Below are 23,716 nucleotides of genomic sequence, written 5' to 3'. Positions count from 1 at the left end.
ATCCGGTGGGATCTCACCCGCCGGGGGTTGGGTTGGCGGTCAGCGTTGGTCTTGCGGTGGTTCCCAGCGGGGTGGGCGGGGTGGCTGTGGGGGCTGGCCGGTTGTCGGGAACTCGGTGGTGCCGTTCGACTGGTCGCCGGGGGCGGGGAACTGTGCGGTGGGCGGGCGGTTCGGGTCGTGGGTTTGACCGGCTGGTGGCTGGTGACCTGTGATCGCCTCGGTTTGGTAGCCGGCCGGGGTCACGGGGCCGGTCTGGTAGCCGGCGGGCGGGTGCTGGCCTGTCGCGGGTCCGCCTGGGTACTGGCCGGTGATGGATCCGGTCGGTGGATACGTCTGCGGCGGGTGACCGGGCCGGCCGAACTGCCCAGGGGCGCCGGGGGGACCGGACGGGCCCCGCGCACCGAACTGCCCCGGAGCGCCAGGTGGACCGGGTGGGCCGAAGGGGCCCGTGGCGCCGGGTGGGGGGTAGCCGCGGGCTGCGGCGGCGGTGCGTTCGCGGCGGCGGTTCATGGCGCGGAGGGGCAGGACGATGGCGAGGACGAGGATGGTGAGGCCGACGAGGGCCACGCCGGCCACGATGGCCGCTCGGGTCGCCGGGGTGCCGGGGCCGTCGTCGATGTCGCCGGAGCCGCCGGTGGCGCCCGGGGCCGCGCTCGCCGTGCCGGCGGAGATGGGGCCGAGGGGGTCGGCGGTCACTGCCGGTACATCGGCCGAAAGCGCGGCAAGAGGGTCGATGAGACCGAAGCCGAACCGGTCGTCGCGGCCTGCGGGGCCCTTGTCGACGGCGGTCTTGAAGAGGCGGTTGACGACGTTGGCCGCGTCGAGCTTCGGGTACTTCGACCAGATCAGGGCGAGCGCGCCGGAGACCATGGCGGTGGCGCTGCTCGTGCCGGAGCCGGTGCCGTAGCCGGACGGGGCGACCTTCTTCGGGAGGGTGCTGATGATGTCCTGGGCCGGCGCCGCGATCTCCATGGTGTCGTCCTGCAGCGCGCCGCTCCACAGGTTGCCGTCGCGGTCGGTGCCGTTGACCGTGATGACGCCCGGGTAGCTGCCTGGGTGCGGCACGTGGTCGTCGCCCTGGGTGGTGTTGCCGCCGGCGGCGACGAGGATGGCGCCCTTGGAGCGGGCGTAGGCGATGGCGTCCTCGTCCGCCTTCAGCTGCGCGCCCTTGCCGCCGAAGGACATGTTGATGATTTTCGCGCCGTGGTCGACCGCATACCGGATGGGCTCGTTGATGCTGCCCGTGAAGGGCACCGGCAGCGCGACCGGAAGGATCTTCGCCTTGGGCGCGATGCCGAGCATCTGCATGTTGCTGTTGCCGCCCCGCGCCGCGATGATGCCCGCGATGAGCGTGCCGTGACCGTTCGGGTCGTCCCAGCCCTTCTCGCTGGTGCTGCCGAGCATGCCGGTCCCGGGCAGGACGGCGCCGTTGAGGTCGGGGTGGCCGGCCTCGACCCCGGAGTCGATGACGGCGACGACGACCCCGTCGCCCTGCGAGACCTTCTGCGCCTGGGTCAGCTTCAGCGAGCTGATCCACCACTCCCGCTCCCGCACCGAGTCGGCGTGGGCCGCCTGCGGCGCGACGATCCCCGCGCCGACGCCGCCGGACACGCCGAGCAGGACCCCGGCGGCGACCACGGCCGCCATCCGCTGCACGACCCGCCGCACCGGGGCGGTCCGGGAAAACGTCGGCACAGGGGTCAGCCCAGCACCGAGGGTGGCGCTTCGCTGTCGGAGCCCCACGGGTCGTCGTCCTCTTGGAGCCACGTCGTGTGGTCCTCGCCCTCTCCATGGCCGGCACCGCCTGCGGCACCGGGCATCATTCCTCCGCGGAAGCCTCCAGCGCCGCCACGGCCCGCGCCGGCACCGGCGCCACGGACGCCGCCCTTGCCCGCGCCCGCTCCGGTGACGTTACGCCCCGCGCCACGGCCGGCACCCGCGCCGGCCATACCCGGCATCATGCCCATGCCGCCGATGCCGCCGCCCGCGCCCGGGCCACGGCCGAGGCCGCCCGCGCCGAGACCACCGGCGCCGAGCCCGCCGCCGCCGGGGCCGATGCCGCCGATGCCGGGGCCGAGACCGCCCGCGCCGGGGCCGGCGCCCGTGATGCCGCCGCCGCCGACGCCGGCCAGGCCGCTGCCGGGCAGGTCGTCGGGGTCGTAGCCGGTGCCGCCGCCGGGGTTGGTCAGGTTGGGGTCGCCGATGCCGCCGGGGCCGGTCATGTCGTCGACGCCGGGGACGCTGCCGCCCGGGATGCCGCTGCCGCCGCCGGGCATCTTGGCGTTCGGCATGCCGCCCGCGCCGCCGCCTCCGCCGCCACCGCCGAACGTGTCCGGGTTGAAGGGCTCGCGCGGGTCGGTGTAGTCCACCGGGTTGGTGCCCGGGATCGAGTCCATCGTGCGAACGTGCTTGCCCGCCAACTCGTGGTAGGCCTGCTTGGCCTTGTCGTCCTGGGAGGAGATCCAGTCGCGCAGCTTGTTGGACGCCCAGTCCCAGGTGAAGAACTCGCGCGCCTCGTCGAACCACTTGTTGCCGTACACCGGCAGCAGATGCTGATAGATCGAGTTGGGGCCGAACGCGTCGGAGATCATGCCGCTGTCGATGTAGCCCTGCTTCGCCGCCATGACCTCGTGGATCATGTCGTCGGGAATCGGGATCTTCGCGATGGCGCCTTCCAGGTCGCCGGCGGCGAGGTGCAGGTAGTGCGGCAGGTTGCTGTGGTCGTCGCGGACGGTCTGGACGCTGGTGATCATCGTGGTCAGGTGGTTGCGGTATTCCTCGCCACCCGGGCCCTTCCAGGTCTCCAGGTCCGCCTGAACCGCCTTCAGCACGCGCTCGACCTCGCCGAGGCGGGTCAGCAGCGCGGTCCACTCGTCGGCCGCCTGCCTGACACGCGCGGGGCTGCCGGGGATGACGACCATCGCGATGACGTCCTCCCAGGAGGGGTCGCCCTCGTTGGCGTACGAGTCGCCGAACCAGCCGCCGTCGTTGGCCGCCGCGGGTTTCGAGTACGTCGAGCTGGTGACGTCGACGTTGGTCTCATCGCCCATGTGCCCTAGACCTCCGTGGTCCCGGTGCCGGAGCCGCCGTGCTGCTGCCCGTCGAACGAGCCGGGCGCCAGGGTCGTCGTGTGGGACGTAATTGTGCGCGGGTCCTGCGCGGCCGGGGCCGTCTCGTTGCGGTTGTCCACCGCGGTCTGGTCGATCGGCGTGTATGTGCCGGCGTCGAGGAGCTTCTTGATGTCCGCCATGTTGGCGTGGTTGCGGTCCTCGGTGGTGCGGTAGTTCTTCGCGATCTGCTCCGTCGGGCCGATCATCTTGCCGAGGTGCTTCGCGAGCTCGTGCAGCGACTTGTTCACCGACTTGTACGCCCCGTCGGCCTTGGCCTGGATGCCGAACGCGCTGTAGAAGCCGCCGAAGGGTGTCGCCTGCCCGTTGAGCTTCATGTCGACGTCCTCCATGTTGAGGCCGGACATGTCCAGGTGCTCGCGGATGTTGGTCATCTGCCCGATGCAGTACGTCTCGACATAGCCCTGCAGCTCCTTCAGGAGTGCGGGCAGCTTGTCGATCTGTTCGACATTGACATCGGAGTCCTTGGGCAACGACGGTTCCCCCATGGCGCCTTCCTCTCGAAGTGCGGACCGCGCTTGGTCATGAAACAGGCCGTGAGACAGGATCGGGGTGGGACCCCTGGTGCCACGCCCCTCCCCCCACATGCGCGGTCGTGGCTACTTACCAGACCTGAGCGTTGTTCATCTCGGTCGTGATGTAGTTGGCGCGGGCGATCCCCACGGCGCCACCGATCTCGTTGAGCAGGTTGTTCATGTCCTGGACGGCCGAGTCCCACTTCGCCTGGTGGGCGTTGTAGGCCTCGCGGTCCTTACCGTCCCAGGTCATGTTCTGCAGCCGCTGGCGCAGCGTGTCCAGCTCGGTGTCGATCGTCTTGGAGATGCCCTGGATGGTCTGCGAAGCAGTCTCCATCTGGGCGTAGTTCGTCTGGAAGTACGACATCCCTAGTCCCTGCCTCTCAGGCCGTCAGTAGTTGAGTGAGTTGCCGTACTTGTTCATCATCGCCGCCTGCTGCTCCTCGTTTGCCTGGTGCGTGTTGGCACCCTTGTCGAGGAGGTCGGCGATGTCGCTGAGGGCGGTGAGCAGCTTCACCGAGTCCTGGTCCCAGCGGGTCATCACCTGCGCGAAGCCGGACGAGGCCTCACCCTTCCACGCGGCGACGAGATCATCGATCGCGCCCCGCAGGTCGTTCAGCTTGCCGTTGACGGTGTCGTGCGTGGCACGAACGTCCTTCGCGGCAGCGTGCATGGTCGCTGCATCGACTCTCGTCGGCTGCGTCACGCCAATTCACCCCTTCTCAGTCCGTCCCGCGGGACAAGGCACTTGGAAAGCCCCCGTACGGTGGCACCGCGGTCATCGACGATGGTGTTTCCACTGCGACGGTATCGGAGACCCGCAAGATTGCGCAGCCCTGAACCGCCAACATCATGGCACAGGATCGACCCACGCGGTCTGGACGAGCTGCCTGCCGTCGCTTCTGCGCACGAGGGTACCGCGCCCCGGCGGCTGCGGGCTGGGCCGCAGATCACCGAACAGCGGCCCTTCCTCGCGGCTGCCGGACATCAGGAAACCGGGCGCGTCCAGCTCGCGCAGGCGCTGGATGACCGGCTCGTACAGGGCGCGTGACGCACCGCCGACGCGCCTGGTGAGGATCACGTGCAGGCCCACGTCCCGCGCCTGCGGCAGCAGCTCCATGAGCTGGGTGAGCGGGTTGTTGCCGGGCAGCGCCACCAGGTCGTAGTCGTCGACCAGGACGTACAGGTCGGGCCCCCGCCACCAGCTGCGGTTGCGCAGCTGCTCGGCGGTGACGTCCGGCCCCGGGAGGCGGTCGTTGATGGCGCCCCGGATGTTGGGCATCATCTCGTTGAGCGCCGAGTGCGACGGCGCGTAGTCCAGCAGGTACTCGCGGTCGACGACGCCGAGCAGGCCACGGCGGAAGTCGGCGACGAACAGCCGCGCCTCGTGCGGTGTCTTCGTCTCGATGATGCTGCGGGCGATGAGCCGCATCAGCGAGGTCTTGCCGGACTCGGCGTCGCCGAGGATCAGCAGGTGCGGCTCGGCGGCGAAGTCGAGGTGCACCGGCGCGAGATGCGTCTCGTTGATGCCGATCGCCACGCCGGGCACCGCGGGTCGCTGCTCGACCAGCTTCGCGAGCTCCACCCGCGGCAGCATCTTGGGCAGCAGCCGCACCGGCGGCGCGGGCTGGAACGGCCAGCCCTCACGGACCCGCCGGACCAGCTCCGCGGCGCCCGCGGCCAGGTCGTCGACGCCCTCGCCGCCCTCGATGCGGGGCAGCGCGGCGAGGAAGTGCAGCTTGTCGTGGGTGAGGCCGCGGCCGGGGGTGCGCTCCGGCACGTTGACCGCGGAGCGCCGGTCGATCTCGGACTCGGTCGGGTCACCGAGCCGCAGCTCGATGCGGGTGCCGAGCAGGTCGCGGAGGTTGGTGCGGACCTCGCCCCAGCGGTTCGCGGCGAGGACGACGTGGATGCCGAAGCCGAGGCCGCGGGCCGCGACCGAGGTGATGCGGGCCTCGAGCTCCTCGTAGTGCTCGCGGATCGCGCTCCAGCCGTCGACGACCAGGAACACGTCGCCGAACGGGTCGTCGGTGACCTCGCCGGCGTTGCGGGCCCGCCGGTACGAGGCGATCGAGTCGACGGCGAGCTCGGTGAAGCGGGCCTCCCGCTCGTCGAGCAGCGCGGTCACCTCGGCGACGGTGCGCCGCACCGCCTCGCCTTCCCGCCGGCCGGCGACGCCGCTGACGTGCGGCAGGCCGGCCAGGGACCGCAGGGCGCCGCCACCGAAGTCGAGGCAGAAGAACTGGACCTGCCACGGGCTGTGGGTGAGCGCGAGCGAGCTGATCAGCGTGCGCAGCGCGGTGCTCTTGCCCGACTGGGGGCCACCGACGAACACGACGTTGCCGGCGGCGCCGTCCAGCTCCACGACGAGCGGGTCCCGGCGCTGCTCGAACGGCCGGTCGACCAGGCCGACCGGGGCGGACAGCCGGCCGGTGCCGGGCCAGCCGGTCGCGACGAGGCCGCGGCGCTCGTCGACGGTCAGCGCGCCGAGCAGCTCGCCGAGGGTCGCCGGCTCGCCGAGCGGCGGCAGCCACACCTGGTGCGCTGGGGCGCCGCGGCCGCGCAGCTTGCCGACGATGACGTCGAGCATGCTCTCGCCGCGGCCGGACTCGACCTCCGGCTCCTCCTCCGGCTCGTCCGCGGGCAGCACCGGCACGGGGATGTGCTGGGTGCCGTACGGCACGATCTGCATCCGCACCGTCGCCTGCGACCTGGGGACCAGGCCCGCCTGGCGGTAGGTGCCGGACACGTACGCGGCCCGGAAGCGGGTCATCGTCGTCGTGTCGGTCTTCAGGTAGCCGTGGCCGGGGGCGCTCGGCAGCTCGTACGCGTCGGGGACGCCGAGGACGACGCGGCTCTCCACGGCCGAGAACGTACGCAGGCCGACGCGGTAGGAGAGGTGGGTGTCCAGGCCGCGCAGGCGGCCCTCCTCGAGGCGCTGGCTGGCCAGCAGCAGATGCACGCCGAGGGACCGGCCGAGGCGGCCGATCATCACGAACAGGTCGATGAACTCCGACTTCGCCGCGAGCAGCTCGCTGAACTCGTCGCAGATGATGAGCAGGCTCGGCAGCGGCGCCAGCTGCTCGCCGGCGAGGCGCGCCTTCTCGTACTCGAACCGTGACACGTAGTTGCCGGCGGCGCGCAGCAGTTCCTGCCGGCGGACCATCTCGCCGTTGAGCGCGGCCTGCATGCGGTCGACCAGCGGCAGCTCGTCGGACAGGTTCGTGATGACGGCGCTGGTGTGCGGCAGCACGTCCAGCGACGCGAACGTCGCGCCACCCTTGAAGTCGACGAGGACGAAGTTGAGCTCCTCCGACGAGTGCGTGATCGCCAGGGACACGACGATGGTGCGCAGCAGCTCGCTCTTGCCGGAGCCGGTCGCGCCGATGATCAGGCCGTGCGGCCCCATGCCGTCCTGCGCGGACTCCTTGAAGTCCAGGTCGACGGGCTGCCCGTCGGGGCCGACGCCGATCGGCACCCGCAGCTTCTCGCGGTTGGGCCGGGGGCGCCAGGTGAGCAGCGGGTCGACGGCGGCGGCGTCGCCGATGCCGAGCAGGTCCGGCAGCTCGATGCTGCGCGCCAGCGGCTCCTCCGACGTCGTCTGCTGCGACAGCCGGAACGGTGCCAGCTGCCGGGCGAGGCCCTCGGCGGCGACCACGCTGAGCCGGTCCGGCCGACCCAGCGGCGTGACCTTCTTGCCCTGGTCGGCGGCGATCTGCTCGGCGGTCACCTGCAGTGACAGCAGCCAGCGGCCAGAGTCACGCGGCACCGTGCCGGACAGGTCGACGACCGTGGTGCCCTGCAGGCCGATGCCGAGCAGCTGGCAGGTGGGTGCGACCTCGCCGCCGTCGACGACCACGATCAGGTGCGGCGCGGTGGTCAGCGGGCGCAGCTCGGGCGCGAACCTCGACCGGCTGTGCAGCTCGTCCTCGAGCACCTCCTCGAGGTCCGTCATCGAGTCGAACATGAGCCGCACCGCGCCGGCCGCGTCGGTCTGCCGATCGTGCTGGGCGTGCGGCAGCCACTTGACCCACTCCCACTCCCCGCGCCGCTCCGGCGCCGCGACGACCGCGATCTTCACGTCGTCGGGCGAGTGCAGCGTCGCGAGCTGGCACAGCATCGACCGGACCAGATCCGTCACGACCTGCCGGTCGCCGCGGGGCACGACCCGGCTGAACGAGCGCGCCGACACCGCGATCGGCAGGTCCGGCACCGTCTGCCGGGCGCGGATGAACCGCCGCAGCGCGATCGCCGTCATCGGCTCGAGGTCCTCGACCGGCTTCGTCTCCGGCGGGATGATCGAGACCGCGAGCCGCTGCGCGCCAAGCGCGATCCGCACCTGCCCGAAGTCGTCGTCGGTCGCGCGCCGCTCCCACCGGCGCTTCGACGCCGCCACCGACCACAGCACGTCCGGCGCCGGGTGCTGCCACAGCAGCGCCGCCCGCTGCTGCGCCGCGGCCCGCCGGGCCTGCCGCCGCACCTGGGCGAGGTAGCGCATATAGTCGCGGCGCTCCGCGTCCAGCTCGGCCTTCGAGTCGCCGCCGCCGGAGTTCATCGACCCGATCGCCATGCCGATCATCGACACGCCGAAGAGCCCGCCGACGATCCACATCATGGGGCCCGAGCCGCGACCGCCGCCGGTGTACAGGAAGGCCATCGCGCCCACGCCGCAGACCATCGGCAGGATCATCAGCAGTTGCCCGAAGCCCTTCGGCAGCCGCTCCGGAAGCTCCGGCGGCGACTCCAGCAGCAGCTCGCCGCGGGGCAGCTGAGGCCCTGGACGGCGGGGTGGCCTGCGGAAGACGACGGTGCTCACGTGTCTCCTCCTGTACGGCGCGGCGCCGTGATCGCACCCGGAGGGGCAGGGCGGGGCACCGCGTGATGCGGCCATCGTATGTAGTCTGCCCAGGACGCGATGACCCGCAGTTGCATTGCGGGCGTCGGGGCGGCTCCGATCGAAGGGATCTGTGACGTGGCCACTACGACCGGCGGCGGGATGAGCCGGGTGACGATCGTCGCACCGAAGACCCGGGTCGACCTCGCGCTGCCCTCGGACGTGCCGCTCGCCGATCTGTTGCCGACCGTGCTGCGGTACGCCGGTGACGGCCTCGCCGACGACCCCGCAGGACGGGACGGCTGGGTGCTGTCGCGGCTCGGCGGCGCGCCGATGCCCATCGACCGCACGCCGATCCAGCTGGACGTCGAGGACGGCGAGATGCTGTACCTGCGACCCCGCGGCGACGAGTTCACCGAACCCATCTTCGACGACGTCGTCGACGCCGTCGCGACCTCCACACAGGACCGCGCCGGGCGCTGGCGGCCCGCATCGACCCGCCGCTTCGGCCTCACCGTCGGCGTCGCCACCCTCGTCGTCGGCGCCGTCATGGTCCTGTTCTCCGGCCCGCCGCAGCTGCCCGCCGGCATCGTCGGCGTCGGCGTCGCGGCCCTGCTCCTGGCCACCGCCGCGGTGCTGTCCCGGGCCCTGCGCAACAGCCGGACCGGCGTCGTCTTCGGGATCGTCGCGCTCGCGTACGCCGGCGTCGGCGGCCTGCTCCTGCTCGCCGGCGACCACAGCCTCACCGACCTCAGCGCCGCCAACGTCCTCGTCGCGGGCACCGCGATCCTGCTCGCCTCCGCCGTCGCCACCGTCGGCGTGGCCTCCGCCGTCGCCGTCTTCCTCGGCACCAGCATGGCGGCCGTCGCCCTCTGCGCCGCCGCCCTCGTCTGCATGATCTGGGACGCGTCCCCGGCCGCGGCGGCCGCCGTCGTCGCCGCCCTGACCTTCTCGACGCTGCCGCTGATGCCGATGCTCTCCTACCGGCTGGCCGGCCTGCCCATCCCGTCCGTGCCGACCGACGCCGCGGACATCCGCACCGACACCGAGATGGTCTCCAGCCGGCAGGTCCTCGCCCTCAGCGAGCGCGCCGACGAGATCCTCGCCGGGATGCTCGGCGCCCTCGCCGTCATCGGCGGCCTGGCGTCGCTGACCCTCGCCTGGGACGGCGGCGTGCCCGGCGCGTCCCTCGCCGCCGTGTTCGGCCTGGTCATGGTCGCCCGGGCCCGCTGGTTCATCAGCCGCCGCCAGCGCATCCCGCTGCTCGTCTCCGGCCTGGTCGCCCTCGCGGTCGTCGCCGTCGGCGCCTACGCCGCCGCCGACCAGGTGCTCCGCCTCGCCGTGGGGGTGACGGCGACGCTCGCGGTGGCGGCGGCGGTCATCGCCTACGCGGTGGTCGGCGCCGAGAAGCGCCGGTCCCCGATGTGGGGCCGCACCCTGGACATCTTCGAGACGATCCTGATCCTGGGCATCATCCCGCTCGCCTTCTGGGTCAGCGGCCTGTACGGCTGGATCCGCACCATCCGCGAGGGCTGACCGCCGCCGGGCCGCACCGCCCCGTGCGGCGCCGCCCGTCAGTACATCGGCCTCGGATGCTGCGTCAGGCCCTGCGGCGCAGGAGGAGCCAGCCGCCGATGCCGGCCACGAGCAGGACGAGGACGCCCGCGCCGCCGGCCACGAGGAGCAGGCTGGGACCGCTGCCCGTCTCCTTGCCGGCATCGCCGGCGGCGGCGGACTGCGCGGCCAGGGGGTTCGCCGGGACGGCCGGGACGTCGGCGGTGAGGGCCTTCACCAGGTTGAGGCGGCCGTACCCGTAGTCGGGGTCGCGCCCGGGCGGGCCCGCGTCGTCGGCGGTGGCGATCAGGCGCTGGATCACGTCCTTCGCCGGCAGCTGCGGGTACTTGGCGCGGATCAGCGCGGCGGCGCCCGAGACGATCGCGGTGGCGGCGCTGGTGCCGTCGGCGGCCGGGTAGTAGCCGACGACGCGGCCGCCGCCGGACGCGGAGACCAGCGGGATCGCCACGCCCGGGGCGGTCAGGACGACCTCGGGGCCGCGGATGGCGCCGGACCAGGCGTTGCCGCTCTGGTCGACGGCGGAGACGGCCACGACACCCGGGAAGCGGGCGGGGGCGATCACGCCGCTGCCGGACGGGAACTCCGCGACGTTGCCGGTGGCCGCGACCACGACGACGTCATGGTCGAGGGCGTAGCGGACGGCGTCCTCGGCGGTGCGGTCGATCACGGTGCCGCCGGTTGAGAGATTGATCACCTTCGCGCCGTGGTCGACCGCCCAGCGGATGCCTTCGGGGATGTTCGTCGGGCCCATCGCGGAGGACCGCGACGCGATGCGGACCGGCAGGATCTTCGACTTCGGCGCGATGCCGAGCAGGTGGTCGGCGCTGCCGCCCTTGGCCGCGATGACGCCGGCCATGCCCGAGCCGTGGCCGTCGTTGTCGGTGCGGAAGGAGCCCGCCTCACCGATGAACGACGTGCCGTCCAGCACCTGGCCGTCGAGGTCGGGATGGCTGCCGACGCCGGTGTCCAGGACCGCGACGACGACCCCGTCGCCCCCCGTGACCTGGTGCGCGGCGGCGACGTCGAGGGTCTTCAGGTACCACTCCCGGTCGCGCATCGTCTCGGCGGACGCCGGCGTGGGCGGCACCAGTACCGGAGCGACACCCGCGGCGACGACGGCCAGGGCCGCGAACACCCGCGCCCTCACTGCGGCGCCCCGAAGAGCTGCTGCTCGATCTGGGTGGTCGCGAGCCGCAGGTACTGCCACGAGCCCGCCTCGTAGACGACGAGGCCGTCCGGCGGGGTGGCCTGCAGCGTCGCGGCCTGCATCGCGTCGAGGCGCATCAGGGTCGCCGCGGCCGCCAGCTGCCGCTCCGTGAGCCGGCGCAGGATCACCACGTCGGCCTCGAACAGGGACTGCGCCACGTACTCGCCGAACCAGCCGGCGACGGTCAGCAGCGCCTGCCACGGGCCGAGGTCCGGCACGCTCAGCGGGTGCCGCTCGGCGACGAAGAGTACCGGCGCGGCGACGGTCCCGGGCAGCTCGACCTTCTGGTACGGCGGCGCGGCGTGGAACAGGTCGGTGCGTCCGGTGACGGACTCGCCGAAGCCGGCCCACAGCGGCTCGTCGGGCGTGTGGACCACGACCCGCGCGCCGATGGCGAGCGCCCGCAGCATCAGCAGCCGCTCGACCCAGCCGCGGTCGATGAGCAGCACCCGGGTCGGCTCGGCCCGGAAGAGCTGCAGCGTCACCGGGTTCTGGTGCTGGTCGAAGCCGAGGACGATGCCGCCCGGGTCGGTGGCGAGGGAGACGCCGCCGACGACGCTCTGGTCGCCGGTGAGCTCCAGCCCTCCGCTGCCGGGTCGCCGTCTCACGGGGTGCCTCCGCCGGTCGGTGCCGACGCGTAGACGGCCGGCTGGTGCTGGCCGTGCATCGGGCGAAGCTTGATACCGAGGGTCTTGGTGTACTCGCGGACGGTGCCCACCGCAGCGGCGAGCCGGTCCGGGGCGGCCATGACCCGCACCACGGTCCGCAGCCCGACGGCGGCGCCGCGGCGGGCGGCGACTACGGACACGGCGAGGTGCTCGGCCGGGACGTTCATCAGCGCCTGCACGGCGGCCGGGTCGAACGGCGCCGGCCACTGCTCGACCTCGAACGCGATGTGCTCCCGGCCCGCGGCGTGCCAGCCCTGCCAGCGCTCGCGGGCGGTGACGGGGGCGCCGTCGGGCAGCCCGTCGAGGCCGCAGGAGGCGTGCACGGCAGCGGTGAGGGCGGCGGCGTCGAGGATCTGGTACGGGACGCCGGCGGTGTTGAGCGCCTTGCCGAGCCGGCCGGCCATCGCGGCGAGCGCCCGGTGGACGCCGTCGACGCCGCCGCCCCGGTCGGCGGCCGCCTCGATCGCGTCGGCCGCGTCGAGCCGCGCCGCGACCCACGTCAGGTGCGCGGCGGGGCCGGTCTGCCGGCCGGTGGTGAGCGCGAGCAGCTCGCGGTAGGAGTTGGCGGCGGCGCTGTTGGGCGCGGGGCCGGTGGCCGGCGCGAGCGTGCGCAGGCTCGCCAGCTGCAGCGCGGACGGGCGGGCGGTGCCCTCGTCGAGCAGCCGCAGCAGGCGGTCGAGGCGCAGCGCCGGGCGCCGCCGGCCGAGGATCTCGTCGGCGCCGCCGACGGCGATGGCGATGAACCAGCCGTCGCGGTCCTGCCCGATGCCGAGCTCGGTGCCGCGGTCGTCGTAGCCGTACACCTCGAACGCGGGGGCGGGCAGGGCCGCGGCACCGGCCTTGCGGCGGCGGCGCATGGCCGCGCGCAGGCCGAGGCTCTGATACACCCAGCGCCCGCCGGACCGGCTCAGCCCGACCGCGAGCGCACCGACGGCGACGGCGGCGCCCACACCGATCGCGACGGGGTTGCCGGAGAACACAGCCGCGCCGACCGCGACGGCCGAGACCTCGATCGCGACGAGCTGGACGGTGCCGAACTCGCCGGGCCTGCCGGAGGCCGGACGCAGCCGCTGCGCCGGGGCGTTGCGCTCCGGTGGACGGCCGCCGGGGATGGGCTGGGGGGCCGGACTGGGGCCGCCCGCGGGTGGCCTGCCCTGAGCCGTTGCCGATGTCACCTGTTCCCGTGCTCCCTCCGCTGCGACGCGCCCGCCGAGGATCCGGTCCGAGCCGAGGCGCCCACAGTGTACGGGCGGAGCCCCCGCCGCGCGGTCCGCGGTCAGCTCGCACGCCTGGCGCCCGCACGGCGCGAGCCGCGCGGTCCACGGTCCTTGGTTCCGCGGGATCCCGGCGCGGGCCGGGTGCGGTCAGGCCGCGCCGCGCGGTCCTTGGCCAGGCCGCACGGGCGCGGGCCGGGCGGTCCTTGGTCAGGTCGCCGGCGTGCGGCACCGGCGCGGTCAACGGCGCGGAGCAGGACCGGCTACGATCGCCACTCGGTGATGGGGCAGCCGGGCGCCGCTGGTGCGCGGCCGCGCACGGGGCACGGCGGCAAGGCGGGAGGCGCCAGGCATGGTCGCGCGATACGAACAGGTGCGGGCGTACCGGTTCGTCACGCGCCGGATCGTCTCGGCGATGCTGTCCGGCGAGCCCGAGAGCAACGAACTGCCGGTGCGGCGGCTCGGGATGTCACTGTTCGGCAGCCTGCTCGTGGGCATGATCGTGCTCGCCGTCGTCGGCGTCTACGGCTTCATCAACCCGTCCGGCGGCAAGCCGGAGGAGAACGACATCGTCATCGAACGGGAGAGCGGCGCCCGGTACGTCTTCATCGAGGGCCGCCTGCACCCCGTGCTCAACTTCACCTCGGCCCGGCTGATCGTCGGCAACCCCAGCCCCAAGGTGCGGACCATGTCGCACAAGTCGCTGGTGAGCCTGCCCGTCGGCCCGCCGGTGGGCATCCGCGACGCCCCCGACCCGCCGCCGCCGAAGAACGCGCTCGTCGGCCTGCCGTGGAACGTGTGTGGCGTGAAGGTCTCCGTCGCCGGCACCGCCGGGACCCAGCTCGTGATCGGCCGCACGCCGTCCGGCGGCGTCCCCCTCGGCGACGAGGCGCTGCTGGTGACGACGTCCGCGAGCGGGGATCTGCCGCTGTACCTGCTGTGGCACGACCACCGGCTGCGCATCGCCGAGCGCACGACGCTGACCGCGCTGGAGCTCGCGTCGGTGCGGCCGATGCAGATCGACCGGGCGCTGCTGGACGCGATCACGTCCGGCCCCGACCTGGCGCCGCTGAAGCTGCCCGGCAACGGCCAGCCGAGCGCGAAGAAGGTCGCCGGCTCGGCCGCCGACGTCGGCACCGTCTACAAGCAGGGTCAGCAGTACTACGTCCTGACCAAGACCGGGCTGGCGACGATCGGCGAGGTGTCCGCGGCGCTGCTGCTGGCCAGCGGCAAGCCCGCCACGGACATCACCGCGGCGCAGGCGGCGCAGGCGCTCGGCTCGCCGGTGGAGCCGGAGGGCTTCCCGCAGGCGAAGCCGACGATCAAGGACGACACGTCGGAGACCACGGTGTGCGCGCAGTTCGGCGCGGCCGTGGGCAGCGGGCGGCAGACCCTCGGGCTGTCGCTGTTCGGGCCCGGCTCCGAGCAGCTGGCCCTGGACCCCGACCTGTCCAAGCAGCGCACCGGCACGATCGCCGACCAGGTCACGCTGCCCGAGGGCCGCGGCACGCTCGCGCAGGCGCTGCCCGGGGCGGACGGGACGGCGACCGGCACCGTGTACCTCATCACCGACCAGGGCATCCGCTACCCGCTGCAGAACAGCGGCGACGTGCAGGCGATGAAGGCACTCGGGTACGAGGGCGTCACACCGGTCGGGGTGCCGTCGAGCCTGCTGTCGCTGATCCCGCGCGGCCCGGTGCTCGACCCGGAGGTGGCCCGCAAGTTCGTCGTGCCGGCGAGCCCGGCGCCGACGTCGAGCTCGACGAGGACACCGTCGCCGAGCAGCACGTCGAAGGCTCAGTCGTCCCCGTCGGCGACCACGCCGAAGACGCCGGCGAGCCCGTCCACCACGCGGTCGGGCAGGCGCGCGCCGCAGGCCACGCGGGGCGCGCGGCGGCGACGGCGATCGGATAGGGTCGATTTCACTGGTATCGACCCAGTAGCCTGACTTCACGGCACCGAAGACAAGGACGAGGACCGAGACGGGGATCTGATGGGCGACGGCACGAACAGAGTCGACCTCCTCACCCTTGAGGAGTTCCGGAGCCGGCTCGACAGCCGGTTGACCGACGCCAAGGCGCTGGTGCAGAAGCTCAACGGCATGAGCAAGCCCGCGCTGGGGACGTTCCAGGACGCGCACGCCACCGGGGGCGACTACAACCGCGTGCACCGTCAGCACGTGGCCCGGGCCAACCGGCTGGTCTCCGCCATCGAGGCGGCGCAGAGCGCCACGGACAGCATCATCCGCAACTACAAGACCACCGAGTCGCGCAACGCGGCCACGCAGGCCGAGATCCGCCGGGCGCTGGGCGACGTGACCCTCACCCTGGAGGGCCCGACCAATGAGCAATGAGTACACGGCGCACTATGCGGGCAAGAGCCACCGTGAGCTCTACGACCAGCTCATGGCGGGCGACCCCGGGCAGGTCGAGGGCGTGTCCGCCGACTGGCACTCCGCCGAGACGACGGCCCGGCACATCGCCGGCGAGATCGACAAGGACCTGCTGAAGCTCGACTGGGCCGGCGAAGCGGGCACCGAGTACCGCCAGCGCCTCGGCGTGGTGAGCGCCTTCTCCACCGGCCTCGCCGACGACCACAGCACCGTGAAGACCGCGCTGAGCTCGATCGGCGGCGCGCTGCGGGTCGCGCAGAAGAACGCGGACAACCCCGAGGACACCGACGACAACGACAGCATGTGGGGCGGCGCCGCGGGCGGTGGCGCCATCGCCGGCCTGCCCGGCGCGCTCATCGGCGGGTACCTGGGGCACCAGCGCGACGAGCAGCAGAAGAAGGAAGCGCAGCAGCGCATGGTCACGCTGATGTCCAACCTCGCCGCCGACTACGCCGTCAACAACAACGCGGTCATGGACCCGCTGCCGCCGCCGATCGGCCTGCCGGGCGGCGACCCGCACACCGAGGTCGACCCGAAGGGCGGCCCAGGCGTCCACTCCCCGTCCGGCGGCCCCGGCGTGCACGCGCCCGGCAGCGGCAAGACCAACACCACCGACACCGTCGTCCCCGTGTCGACCGGTCCCGGCGGCGGCCCCGGCGCCGACCCGTCGCAGACGCAGACCGGCACGTCGCTGCTCGGCGTCGAGACCGGCGTCATCGGCGCCGGCGCTCTCCTCGGTGGCACCGCCCTCGCCGGCCAGATCGTCTCGGTCGGCGGCTCCGGCAGCGTGCCCGGCCTCAGCATCGGCACCAGCCTCGCCAGCACCGTCCCCGCCGGCGGCCTCCTCGGCCAGCCGGGCACGGGCCGCAACGACGGCGGCCCGACGAGCGGCCAGCGCACCACGCCCGGCAACATGCGGGAGACGGGCCGCACCGCGGGCGCCCGCCCCGGCGGCGAGCGCGGCCCCGGCGCGGGCCGCACCAACCGCATGGGCGTCCCCGGCCGCGACGGCATGTTCGGCCAGCGCGGCGCCGCCCGCAACGGCGACGGCGACGGCGACGAGGAAGACACATACGACACCTGGCTCACCGAGGACGACATGGTGTGGAGCGACGACGAGAACGCCCCGCCCTCGGTCCTCGGCGGCGCCGTCCCGCCTCCCCCACCGGCCAACTGACCGGTTCTACTCCTGCTGCGGCGCCCGGTCTTTCCGGGCGCCGCACAGCACTTTCCACGGCAGCCCCCGGACCTTCCCAGAGCTTCTCTTCGGAGCTCCCCCGGATAAATCCAGGCGCAAGCGCCCGAATTTATCCGACATTTCGTATTTGTCCGAGCGATGCCTCCCCCGCACCATGCGCTGACAGCGGCGCGATGATCGAAGGACGGTAGCGGTCGTGATGGCGGCCGCGGTCGTCCTTCGATCAAGCCGGGCGGCGTGGAGATCGGTGTTGCGATTTGCCGTCGAGGGCGTCATCCGGTGCTTCCACGCCGTCGCTGGCCTCACAACCCACCCACATCACACCGAACGCCGGCGGCGCGGTCGCCGTCGTGGTTCACGACCGACCGTGCCGGGCGGGGTCGGTCGACCCTTAGGGGCAGGTTCAGTGAGGAACCCGCATGTGTTGCCGGGGGATCCGGGGGAGGCTGTGAGCCTCGACATCCTGGTGTCCGGGATCCTGGAGGACGACGATGCGTGCTGTTCCCACCGCTGCGGTCGCGGTGTTGCTGCTGGCCTCGGTCGCCGGGTGCGGGTTCGGACCTCGGGAGACGGCGTCGCGGCAGTACCGCGTCGAGGAGCCCGTCGCGGCGCTCGTCGTCACCGGTGACGCGGTGAACGTCACCGTCAAGACCGGTGACGGGCCGGTGACCGTGGTCGAGCGGCGGCGGTGGCCGAGTGGTGGCGCGGCGCCGCAGGCGGCGCATCGCATGGAGGCGGGCCGGCTGGAGCTGACGTCCACGGGCTGCCGGCGCTGTGAGGTCACGCTGACGGTGACGGTGCCGGCCGCGACCCGCACCGAGATCCGTATCGACGCCGGCGAGGTGACGCTGCGTGACCTGGCCGGTGACGCGTCCGCGGTGGTCGACACCGGCGAGGTCACCGGGTCGGGGCTGCGCGGCGCCACGTACCGCGTGGTCGTCGACTCAGGCCGGATCGAGCTCGCCCACGCCACCTCCCCCACCGACGTCGTGGCCACCGTCGACACCGGCGAGGTCGACGTGCGGGTGCCGTCCGGCGCCACGTACGCGGTCCGCAGCGACCGTGGTCTGTCCGATGTGGACGTCGTCCGCGACGAGTCGTCGCCGCGCACCATCACCGTCAACGTCGACACCGGCCACGCCGTCGTCCACCACACCTGACCCGTGGGGCGCCCGCCGGATCACGGCCCGCTCAGCCTCGCGCCTCACCTCGCCCGGCGACGGTCCGGTGCCGGTCGTCGTGAAGGGCGGCCTCGTGAAGGGCGGCCTCGTGAAGGGCGGCCTCCAGCGTGGCCTCTAGCGTCGCTTGCAAGGCTTCGGTGAAGGCGGGGTGGGTGGCGGCGGCGCGCAGGGTCGCCTCGCCCGTCAGGACGGTCGTGGCGAAGGCGTGCAACGGGTCGTCCGGCGGGCGCAGCTCGGCCAGGCGGCGCAGGACCGCCCGGGCCACCGGGTCGGCGGTCATCGGGGAACCGCCGGGTGGTGGTACGGCGGCAGGGACGGCAGACGGGTCACCTCGGCGCCCGCCCGCACCGCCTCGATCTGGGCCGCGATCAGGCGGAACGTGGTCTCGGCAGCGCCATACAGCCGGGAGATCTCCTGATAGAGGCGGATGGCCTGCCACGTGTAGAACCCGACGGTGGCGTAGCCGGTGAGGGCGCCGATGCCGGTCTCGATCGTGGCGGTGCCGACGACGCCGGCGACACTGACGATGATGAGCGCGTCGATGAGCTGCTCGACGAGGCCGCCGGTCGCCTCGTACAGCTGCCGGCACGCGTCGACGGCGAGCGGGTAGAGCCGCGCATACTCGGCGCAGGCCGGGCCGAGGGCGGTCGCGGCGCCGCCGAGGAGCAGTTGGAACTCCTGCTCTGCCTCGGCGGCGTTGCCGCGCCACACGGCGGTGACGTCGGCGGCGCCGGTGACGAGGTTGCCGCCGATCGTGCCGGCGGCGGCGCCGATGTGCGGCCACGCGTGCATGCAGTGCTCATAGGCCCGCCAGTCGCCGCTGTACGCGGTGAGCCACGGCTCGAACGGGTCGACCCCGAACAGCCACACCGCCACCTGCCGGATCCACGCGGCGGGGCTGAGCAGGTCGGTGAGCGGGTTGAGCGTGAACGCGTCGGTCTGCGGCTCGTAGACCGGCGCTGCCAGTACAGGAGCGGCATGGGCGAACGGGGTCCGCGACGGCAGCAGGTCGGGCCGTGACTGGTGCAGTGTGCCGCGCAGCCCTCGCGGGTCGGTGGCGCCGGCATAGGTGGCGTCGAGGGCGGCCGCGGCGGTGTGGTCGGCCGCCGCATAGCCGCCCGCGGCCCGCGCGACCTGGTCGGCGGCGCCGTCGCTGAGGTCCCGCAGCCGGCCGAGGGCGGTGGTGACCCGGTCGTAGGCCTTGCCGTGCGGGTCGGCGACGAGCATCAGCAGCCCGCGGCGGTCCCAGCTGAGCGAGCAGTGCCGTCGCGTGTAGTCGAGCGTGTCCCGGGCGTCGCCGCCCGCCCCCGCGAGCATCCCGCCCAGTGCCCGCATCCCGCTCGGATCGACGTGGAAATCGTTCACCCCGGCCTCCCCCTGACCTCGGTTGACGGGGACTCTAGCGCTTGCACGCGCCGCACACCGGGGGTCTGCACGGTCTGTTCCAGCAGCATCGCGCGCAGTGCTCGCGCCGCGTGGGACAGCACGGCGCCGCGCGGGTTGGCGAGGGCGATGGTGCGGTGCACGCCGGGCGCGGCGAGGGGTGTGGCGCGCAGCAGCGGCCGGTTCACCAGGGCCATGCTGGGCACGAGCGCGACGCCGAGGCCCGCCTCGACGAACGCGAGGACCGCGTCGAGCTCGCCGCCCTCGACCGCGTACCGCGGGGTGAACCCGGCCCGCCGGCAGGCCTCGATGGTGACGTCGCGCAGGTCGTACCCGATGCGGAACATCACCATCGGGGTGTCGCGCAGCTCGCGGAGGGTGAGCATCGCCGGCAGCGGGTGGACGGAGGCGACCACGAGGTCCTCGCGCAGGAACGGCACGACGTCGAGGGCGGGGTCGGTGCCGTGCGCGGAGGCGACGATGAGGGCCAGGTCGAGCTGGTGCGCGACGAGCCCGGCGACGAGGTCCTGGGAGCCGCCCTCGTCGACGTGCAGGGCGATGTCAGGGTGGGCGGCGTGGAAGCGGCGCAGCACCGCCGGGACGAGGGACGTGCACAGGCTGGGCGTGGCGCCGAGGCGGACCCGGCCGCGGCGCAGCCCGACGACCTCCTGCACGGCGTCGCGGGCGGCGTCGGCGTCGGCGACCATCCGGCGGGCGAGCGGCAGCAGGGTCTCGCCGGCGGTGGTGAGCATGACGCCGCCCCGGGAGCGGTCGAACAGGGGCGCGCCGAGCGTCGCCTCAAGCGTGTGAATTTGTTTACTCAGTGTCGGCTGGCTCACTCCCAGCGCTTCGGCCGAACGCGTGAAATGTCCTGATTCGGCCACTGACACGAAGTATCGGAGCTGTTGCAGCTGCACTCTCATAGCCTACGGCTATCGAGACTGAGCGCTTCATGCATTGGACGAATGAAAATGGCGGTCCTTACCGTCGAACCCGTGGCGGTAGATACAGCGGTCAAGCCCATCGCGGCGCCCATGAAACCGAAGAAGCGCAGGTCGTCCGTCGGCCTGAAGCTCCTCATGGCGGGCACCGGCCTGCTGCTCGTGCTGTTCCTGTTCGCGCACATGGCCGGCAACCTGAAGATCTTCGTCGGCGCGGACGCGTTCGACCACTACGCCCACTGGCTGCGCGACATCGGCACCCCGCTGCTGCCGCACACCTGGTACCTGTGGATCCAGCGCGGCGGGCTCACCCTCGCCGTCGTGGGCCACATCGCGGCGGCAGTGGTCCTCGCCCGGCGGGCCAGACTCGCCCGCCCCGTCCGCTACGCGCACCGCCCGAAGGTGCAGGGCAGCTACGCGGCCCGCACGATGCGGTGGGGCGGCGTCATCATCCTGCTGTTCGTCGTGTTCCACATCCTCGACCTCACCACCGGCACGGTGAACCCGGTCGGCGACGCCCAGCACCCCTACGGCAACGTGGTCGCGGACTTCGCGCCGGCGCGCTGGTACGTGACGCTCTTCTACACCCTGGCGATCGTCGCCGTCGGCTTCCACCTGCGGCACGGCATCTTCAGCGCGCTGCGCACCCTCGGCCAGCAGACGCCGCGCGGTGAGCGCCGGGCCCGCGCGATCGCCCTCGTCCTGTCCGTCGTCCTCGTCGTCGGCTACCTGTCGGTGCCGTTCGCCGTGCTGATCGGAGCGGTCAAGTGAACTACTGGAGCGAGGGCGACCCGATCGCCGACACCGCGGCGCCCGACGGGCCGATCGAGACCCGCTGGGAGCGCCGCCAGTTCGCGGCCAAGCTGGTCAACCCGGCCAACCGCCGCAAGCTGACCGTCATCGTCGTGGGCACCGGCCTCGCCGGCGGCTCCGCGGCCGCGACGCTCGCCGAGGCCGGCTACAAGGTCCGGTCGTACTGCTACCAGGACAGCCCGCGCCGCGCCCACTCGATCGCCGCGCAGGGCGGCATCAACGCCGCGAAGAACTACCGCAACGACGGCGACTCCGTCTACCGGCTGTTCTACGACACGGTGAAGGGCGGCGACTTCCGCGCCCGCGAGTCCAATGTGTACAGGCTGGCGCAGGTCTCGGTGAACATCATCGACCAGTGCGTCGCGCAGGGCGTGCCCTTCGCCCGCGAGTACGGCGGCCTGCTGGACAACCGCTCCTTCGGCGGCACCCAGGTGTCACGAACCTTCTACGCCCGCGGCCAGACGGGCCAGCAGCTGCTGCTCGGCGCCTACCAGGCCCTGGAGCGGCAGGTCGCGCTCGGCAACGTCGAGATGCACACCCGCCACGAGATGCTCGAGCTCATCGTCGTGGACGGCAAGGCCCGCGGCATCGTCGTGCGCGACCTGGTCACCGGCGAGATCTCGACGGAGTTCGCCGACGCCGTGGTGCTCGCGTCCGGCGGCTACGGCAACGTCTTCTTCCTCTCCACCAACGCCAAGGGCTGCAACGTCACCGCGTCGTGGCGGGCGCACCGCAAGGGCGCGCTGTTCGCCAACCCCTGCTACACGCAGATCCACCCGACGTGCATCCCCGAGTCCGGCACGCACCAGAGCAAGCTCACGCTGATGAGCGAGTCGCTGCGCAACGACGGCCGGGTGTGGGTGCCGGTCCGCGCCGGCGACGACCGCGTCCCCGCCGACATCCCCGAGGACGAGCGCGACTACTACCTCGAGCGGATCTACCCGTCGTTCGGCAACCTCGTCCCGCGCGACATCGCCTCCCGCGCCGCGAAGAACGTCTGCGACGAGGGGCGTGGCGTCGGCCCCGGCGGCCTCGGCGTCTACCTCGACTTCGCCGACGCGATCGCCCGGCTCGGCCGCGACGCCGTGGAGGCCAAGTACGGCAACCTGTTCGAGATGTACGAGCGGATCACCGGCGACGACCCGTACATCACCCCGATGCGCATCTATCCGGCTGTGCACTACACGATGGGCGGGCTGTGGGTCGACTACGACCTGCAGTCGACGATCCCCGGCCTGTTCGTGGTGGGTGAGGCCAACTTCTCCGACCACGGCGCGAACCGGCTCGGCGCGTCCGCGCTCATGCAGGGCCTCGCCGACGGCTACTTCGTCCTGCCGAACACCATCAACGACTACCTGGCCTCCGGCCCGTTCCCCGCGCTCTCCGCATCCCACCCGGACGTGGCCGCGGCCCGTGCCGCCGTTTCGGAGCGCATCTCTGCACTGCTTGCCGTCGATGGCGACCGTACCGTCGACTCCTTCCACCGCGAGCTCGGCCACATCATGTGGGAGTACTGCGGCATGGAGCGCACCGAGGAGGGCCTCACCAAGGCGATCAGCCTCATCCGGTCGCTGCGCGAGGAGTTCTGGACGCGGGTGAAGGTGCCGGGGACCGGCGAGACGCTGAACCAGAACCTGGAGCGGGCCGGCCGGGTCGCGGACTTCTTCGAGCTCGCGGAGCTCATGTGCGTCGACGCGCTGCACCGTGCGGAGTCGTGCGGCGGGCACTTCCGCGCCGAGAGCCAGACCCCCGACGGCGAGGCGCTGCGGCACGACGACGAGTTCTCGTACGTCGCGGCGTGGCAGTTCGCCGGGACCGGGGAGCCGCCGGTGCTACGCCGGGAAACGCTCGACTTCGAATACGTCCACCCGAGCCAGCGGAGCTACAAGTAATGAACCTCAAGCTGCGCGTCTGGCGCCAGACCGGCCCCACCTCCCGAGGCCGCATGGCCACCTACGACGTTACGGACATTTCGCCCGACGCCTCATTCTTGGAGATGTTGGACGTTCTGAACGAGCGCCTCATCCTCGAAGGCGAGGAGCCCATCGCGTTCGACCACGACTGCCGCGAGGGCATCTGCGGCATGTGCGGCATGATGATCAACGGCGTGGCGCACGGCCCGTCGCGCGCCACCACCACGTGCCAGCTGCACATGCGCCACTTCAAGGACGGCGAGACCATCGACGTCGAGCCGTGGCGTGCCGCCGCGTTCCCCGTCGTGAAGGACCTCGTCGTCGACCGCGGCGCCTTCGACAGCATCATCCAGGCCGGCGGCTACATCAGCGCTCCCACGGGCGCCGCCCCCGACGCCCACGCCACCCCGGTGCCGAAGGCCGACGCGGACGCCGCCTTCGAGGCCGCGACCTGCATCGGCTGCGGCGCGTGCGTCGCCGCGTGCCCCAACGGCTCCGCGATGCTCTTCACCGCCGCGAAGGTCGGCCACCTCGGCCTGCTCCCCCAGGGCCAGCCCGAGCGCGACACCCGCGTCGTCGGCATGCTGGCGGCCCACGACGAGGCGGGCTTCGGCGGCTGCACCAACGCCGGCGAGTGCACCACCGTCTGCCCCAAGGGCATCCCGCTCACCCTCATCGGCCGCCTCAACTCCGACTACCGCAAGGCCGTCACCAAGCGCGGCTGACTCCCGCCTCGCCGCTCGGCGGGGCGGCG

The 23,716-nt window shown here is 72.8% G+C and carries 20 protein-coding genes; 8 read left to right on the top strand and 12 right to left on the bottom strand.

From position 1 onward, the window contains the following. Positions 1 to 39 precede the first annotated feature (39 nt). The 6 genes from ABD332_RS23370 to eccCa form a co-directional block, all read right to left on the bottom strand. Entirely contained in the window at positions 40 to 1,695 is a 1,656-nt protein-coding gene (locus ABD332_RS23370; protein WP_344504186.1) for a S8 family serine peptidase, read from the bottom strand. Between the two features lie 5 nt (positions 1,696 to 1,700). After that, complete coding sequence (locus ABD332_RS23365; RefSeq protein ID WP_344504185.1) at positions 1,701 to 3,050, bottom strand: hypothetical protein; 1,350 nt, start codon at positions 3,048 to 3,050, stop codon at positions 1,701 to 1,703. A gap of 5 nt (positions 3,051 to 3,055) precedes the next feature. Next, a complete protein-coding gene (locus ABD332_RS23360) occupies positions 3,056 to 3,616 on the bottom strand; it encodes a hypothetical protein (protein ID WP_344504184.1) in 561 nt (186 codons plus the stop codon). Between the two features lie 115 nt (positions 3,617 to 3,731). Beyond that, positions 3,732 to 4,010: a WXG100 family type VII secretion target gene (locus tag ABD332_RS23355; RefSeq protein ID WP_344504183.1), complete on the bottom strand. Its 279-nt coding sequence runs from the start codon at positions 4,008 to 4,010 to the stop codon at positions 3,732 to 3,734. A gap of 24 nt (positions 4,011 to 4,034) precedes the next feature. After that, positions 4,035 to 4,349 carry a WXG100 family type VII secretion target gene (locus ABD332_RS23350; protein WP_344504182.1) on the bottom strand — a complete coding sequence of 105 codons (315 nt, stop codon included), beginning with the start codon at positions 4,347 to 4,349 and terminating at the stop codon, positions 4,035 to 4,037. Positions 4,350 to 4,493: 144 nt separating this feature from the next. Continuing rightward, positions 4,494 to 8,459: a type VII secretion protein EccCa gene (eccCa, locus tag ABD332_RS23345; RefSeq protein ID WP_344504181.1), complete on the bottom strand. Its 3,966-nt coding sequence runs from the start codon at positions 8,457 to 8,459 to the stop codon at positions 4,494 to 4,496. 156 nt (positions 8,460 to 8,615) lie between these two features. On the opposite strand from eccCa, the gene eccD reads away from it, so the two are divergent. Then, the gene (gene eccD / locus ABD332_RS23340; protein WP_344504180.1) at positions 8,616 to 10,013 is read left to right on the top strand and encodes a type VII secretion integral membrane protein EccD; all 1,398 of its coding nucleotides are present in this window, start codon (positions 8,616 to 8,618) and stop codon (positions 10,011 to 10,013) included. A gap of 64 nt (positions 10,014 to 10,077) precedes the next feature. On the opposite strand, the gene ABD332_RS23335 is transcribed toward eccD, so the two are convergent. The 3 genes from ABD332_RS23335 to ABD332_RS23325 are packed head-to-tail and all read right to left on the bottom strand — an operon-like array spanning position 10,078 to position 13,102. Further along, on the bottom strand, positions 10,078 to 11,199 hold the full coding sequence (locus ABD332_RS23335; RefSeq protein WP_344504179.1) for a S8 family serine peptidase: 1,122 nt from the start codon (positions 11,197 to 11,199) through the stop codon (positions 10,078 to 10,080). After that, positions 11,196 to 11,867, bottom strand: a complete 672-nt coding sequence (locus ABD332_RS23330) for a hypothetical protein (RefSeq protein WP_344504178.1) — start codon at positions 11,865 to 11,867, stop codon at positions 11,196 to 11,198. Before ABD332_RS23330 ends, ABD332_RS23335 begins: the two co-directional genes overlap by 4 nt. Next, positions 11,864 to 13,102, bottom strand: coding sequence for a type VII secretion protein EccE (locus ABD332_RS23325; protein WP_344504177.1), 1,239 nt, complete (start codon positions 13,100 to 13,102; stop codon positions 11,864 to 11,866). Before ABD332_RS23325 ends, ABD332_RS23330 begins: the two co-directional genes overlap by 4 nt. Positions 13,103 to 13,493: 391 nt before the next feature. Between ABD332_RS23325 and eccB the strand changes: the two genes are divergently transcribed. The 4 genes from eccB (at position 13,494) to ABD332_RS23305 (ending at position 17,891) form a co-directional block, all read left to right on the top strand. After that, positions 13,494 to 15,089 carry a type VII secretion protein EccB gene (gene eccB / locus ABD332_RS23320; protein ID WP_344504176.1) on the top strand — a complete coding sequence of 532 codons (1,596 nt, stop codon included), beginning with the start codon at positions 13,494 to 13,496 and terminating at the stop codon, positions 15,087 to 15,089. Between the two features lie 45 nt (positions 15,090 to 15,134). Next, positions 15,135 to 15,494 carry a hypothetical protein gene (locus ABD332_RS23315; RefSeq protein ID WP_344504174.1) on the top strand — a complete coding sequence of 120 codons (360 nt, stop codon included), beginning with the start codon at positions 15,135 to 15,137 and terminating at the stop codon, positions 15,492 to 15,494. Next, positions 15,484 to 16,710, top strand: a complete 1,227-nt coding sequence (locus ABD332_RS23310) for a hypothetical protein (protein WP_344504173.1) — start codon at positions 15,484 to 15,486, stop codon at positions 16,708 to 16,710. Before ABD332_RS23315 ends, ABD332_RS23310 begins: the two co-directional genes overlap by 11 nt. 512 nt (positions 16,711 to 17,222) lie before the next feature. Then, positions 17,223 to 17,891, top strand: a complete 669-nt coding sequence (locus ABD332_RS23305; RefSeq protein WP_344504172.1) for a DUF4097 family beta strand repeat-containing protein — start codon at positions 17,223 to 17,225, stop codon at positions 17,889 to 17,891. Between the two features lie 31 nt (positions 17,892 to 17,922). Here the strand turns inward: ABD332_RS23305 and ABD332_RS23300 are convergent, their stop codons facing one another. From ABD332_RS23300 to ABD332_RS23290, 3 genes are read right to left on the bottom strand one after another with little or no spacing between them, the layout of a single operon-like run. Then, entirely contained in the window at positions 17,923 to 18,192 is a 270-nt protein-coding gene (locus tag ABD332_RS23300) for a hypothetical protein (protein ID WP_344504171.1), read from the bottom strand. After that, positions 18,189 to 19,277, bottom strand: a complete 1,089-nt coding sequence (locus tag ABD332_RS23295) for a type VII secretion target (protein WP_344504170.1) — start codon at positions 19,275 to 19,277, stop codon at positions 18,189 to 18,191. The genes ABD332_RS23300 and ABD332_RS23295 overlap by 4 nt, the downstream gene beginning before the upstream one ends. Beyond that, positions 19,274 to 20,218: a LysR substrate-binding domain-containing protein gene (locus ABD332_RS23290; protein WP_344504169.1), complete on the bottom strand. Its 945-nt coding sequence runs from the start codon at positions 20,216 to 20,218 to the stop codon at positions 19,274 to 19,276. Before ABD332_RS23290 ends, ABD332_RS23295 begins: the two co-directional genes overlap by 4 nt. Before the next feature lie 111 nt (positions 20,219 to 20,329). Here ABD332_RS23290 and ABD332_RS23285 point away from each other — a divergent pair, with 111 nt between their 5' ends. From ABD332_RS23285 to ABD332_RS23275, 3 genes are read left to right on the top strand one after another with little or no spacing between them, the layout of a single operon-like run. Continuing rightward, the gene (locus ABD332_RS23285; RefSeq protein WP_344504441.1) at positions 20,330 to 21,007 is read left to right on the top strand and encodes a succinate dehydrogenase cytochrome b subunit; all 678 of its coding nucleotides are present in this window, start codon (positions 20,330 to 20,332) and stop codon (positions 21,005 to 21,007) included. After that, positions 21,004 to 22,941 carry a fumarate reductase/succinate dehydrogenase flavoprotein subunit gene (locus ABD332_RS23280; protein WP_344504168.1) on the top strand — a complete coding sequence of 646 codons (1,938 nt, stop codon included), beginning with the start codon at positions 21,004 to 21,006 and terminating at the stop codon, positions 22,939 to 22,941. The genes ABD332_RS23285 and ABD332_RS23280 overlap by 4 nt, the downstream gene beginning before the upstream one ends. Then, on the top strand, positions 22,941 to 23,687 hold the full coding sequence (locus ABD332_RS23275) for a succinate dehydrogenase/fumarate reductase iron-sulfur subunit (RefSeq protein WP_344504167.1): 747 nt from the start codon (positions 22,941 to 22,943) through the stop codon (positions 23,685 to 23,687). The genes ABD332_RS23280 and ABD332_RS23275 overlap by 1 nt, the downstream gene beginning before the upstream one ends. The last annotated feature ends 29 nt before the right edge of the window (positions 23,688 to 23,716 follow it).

This window comes from Dactylosporangium maewongense, assembly GCF_039531485.1.
Lineage (GTDB): Bacteria > Actinomycetota > Actinomycetes > Mycobacteriales > Micromonosporaceae > Dactylosporangium > Dactylosporangium maewongense.
This window is presented reverse-complemented; position numbering and strand designations above follow the sequence as displayed.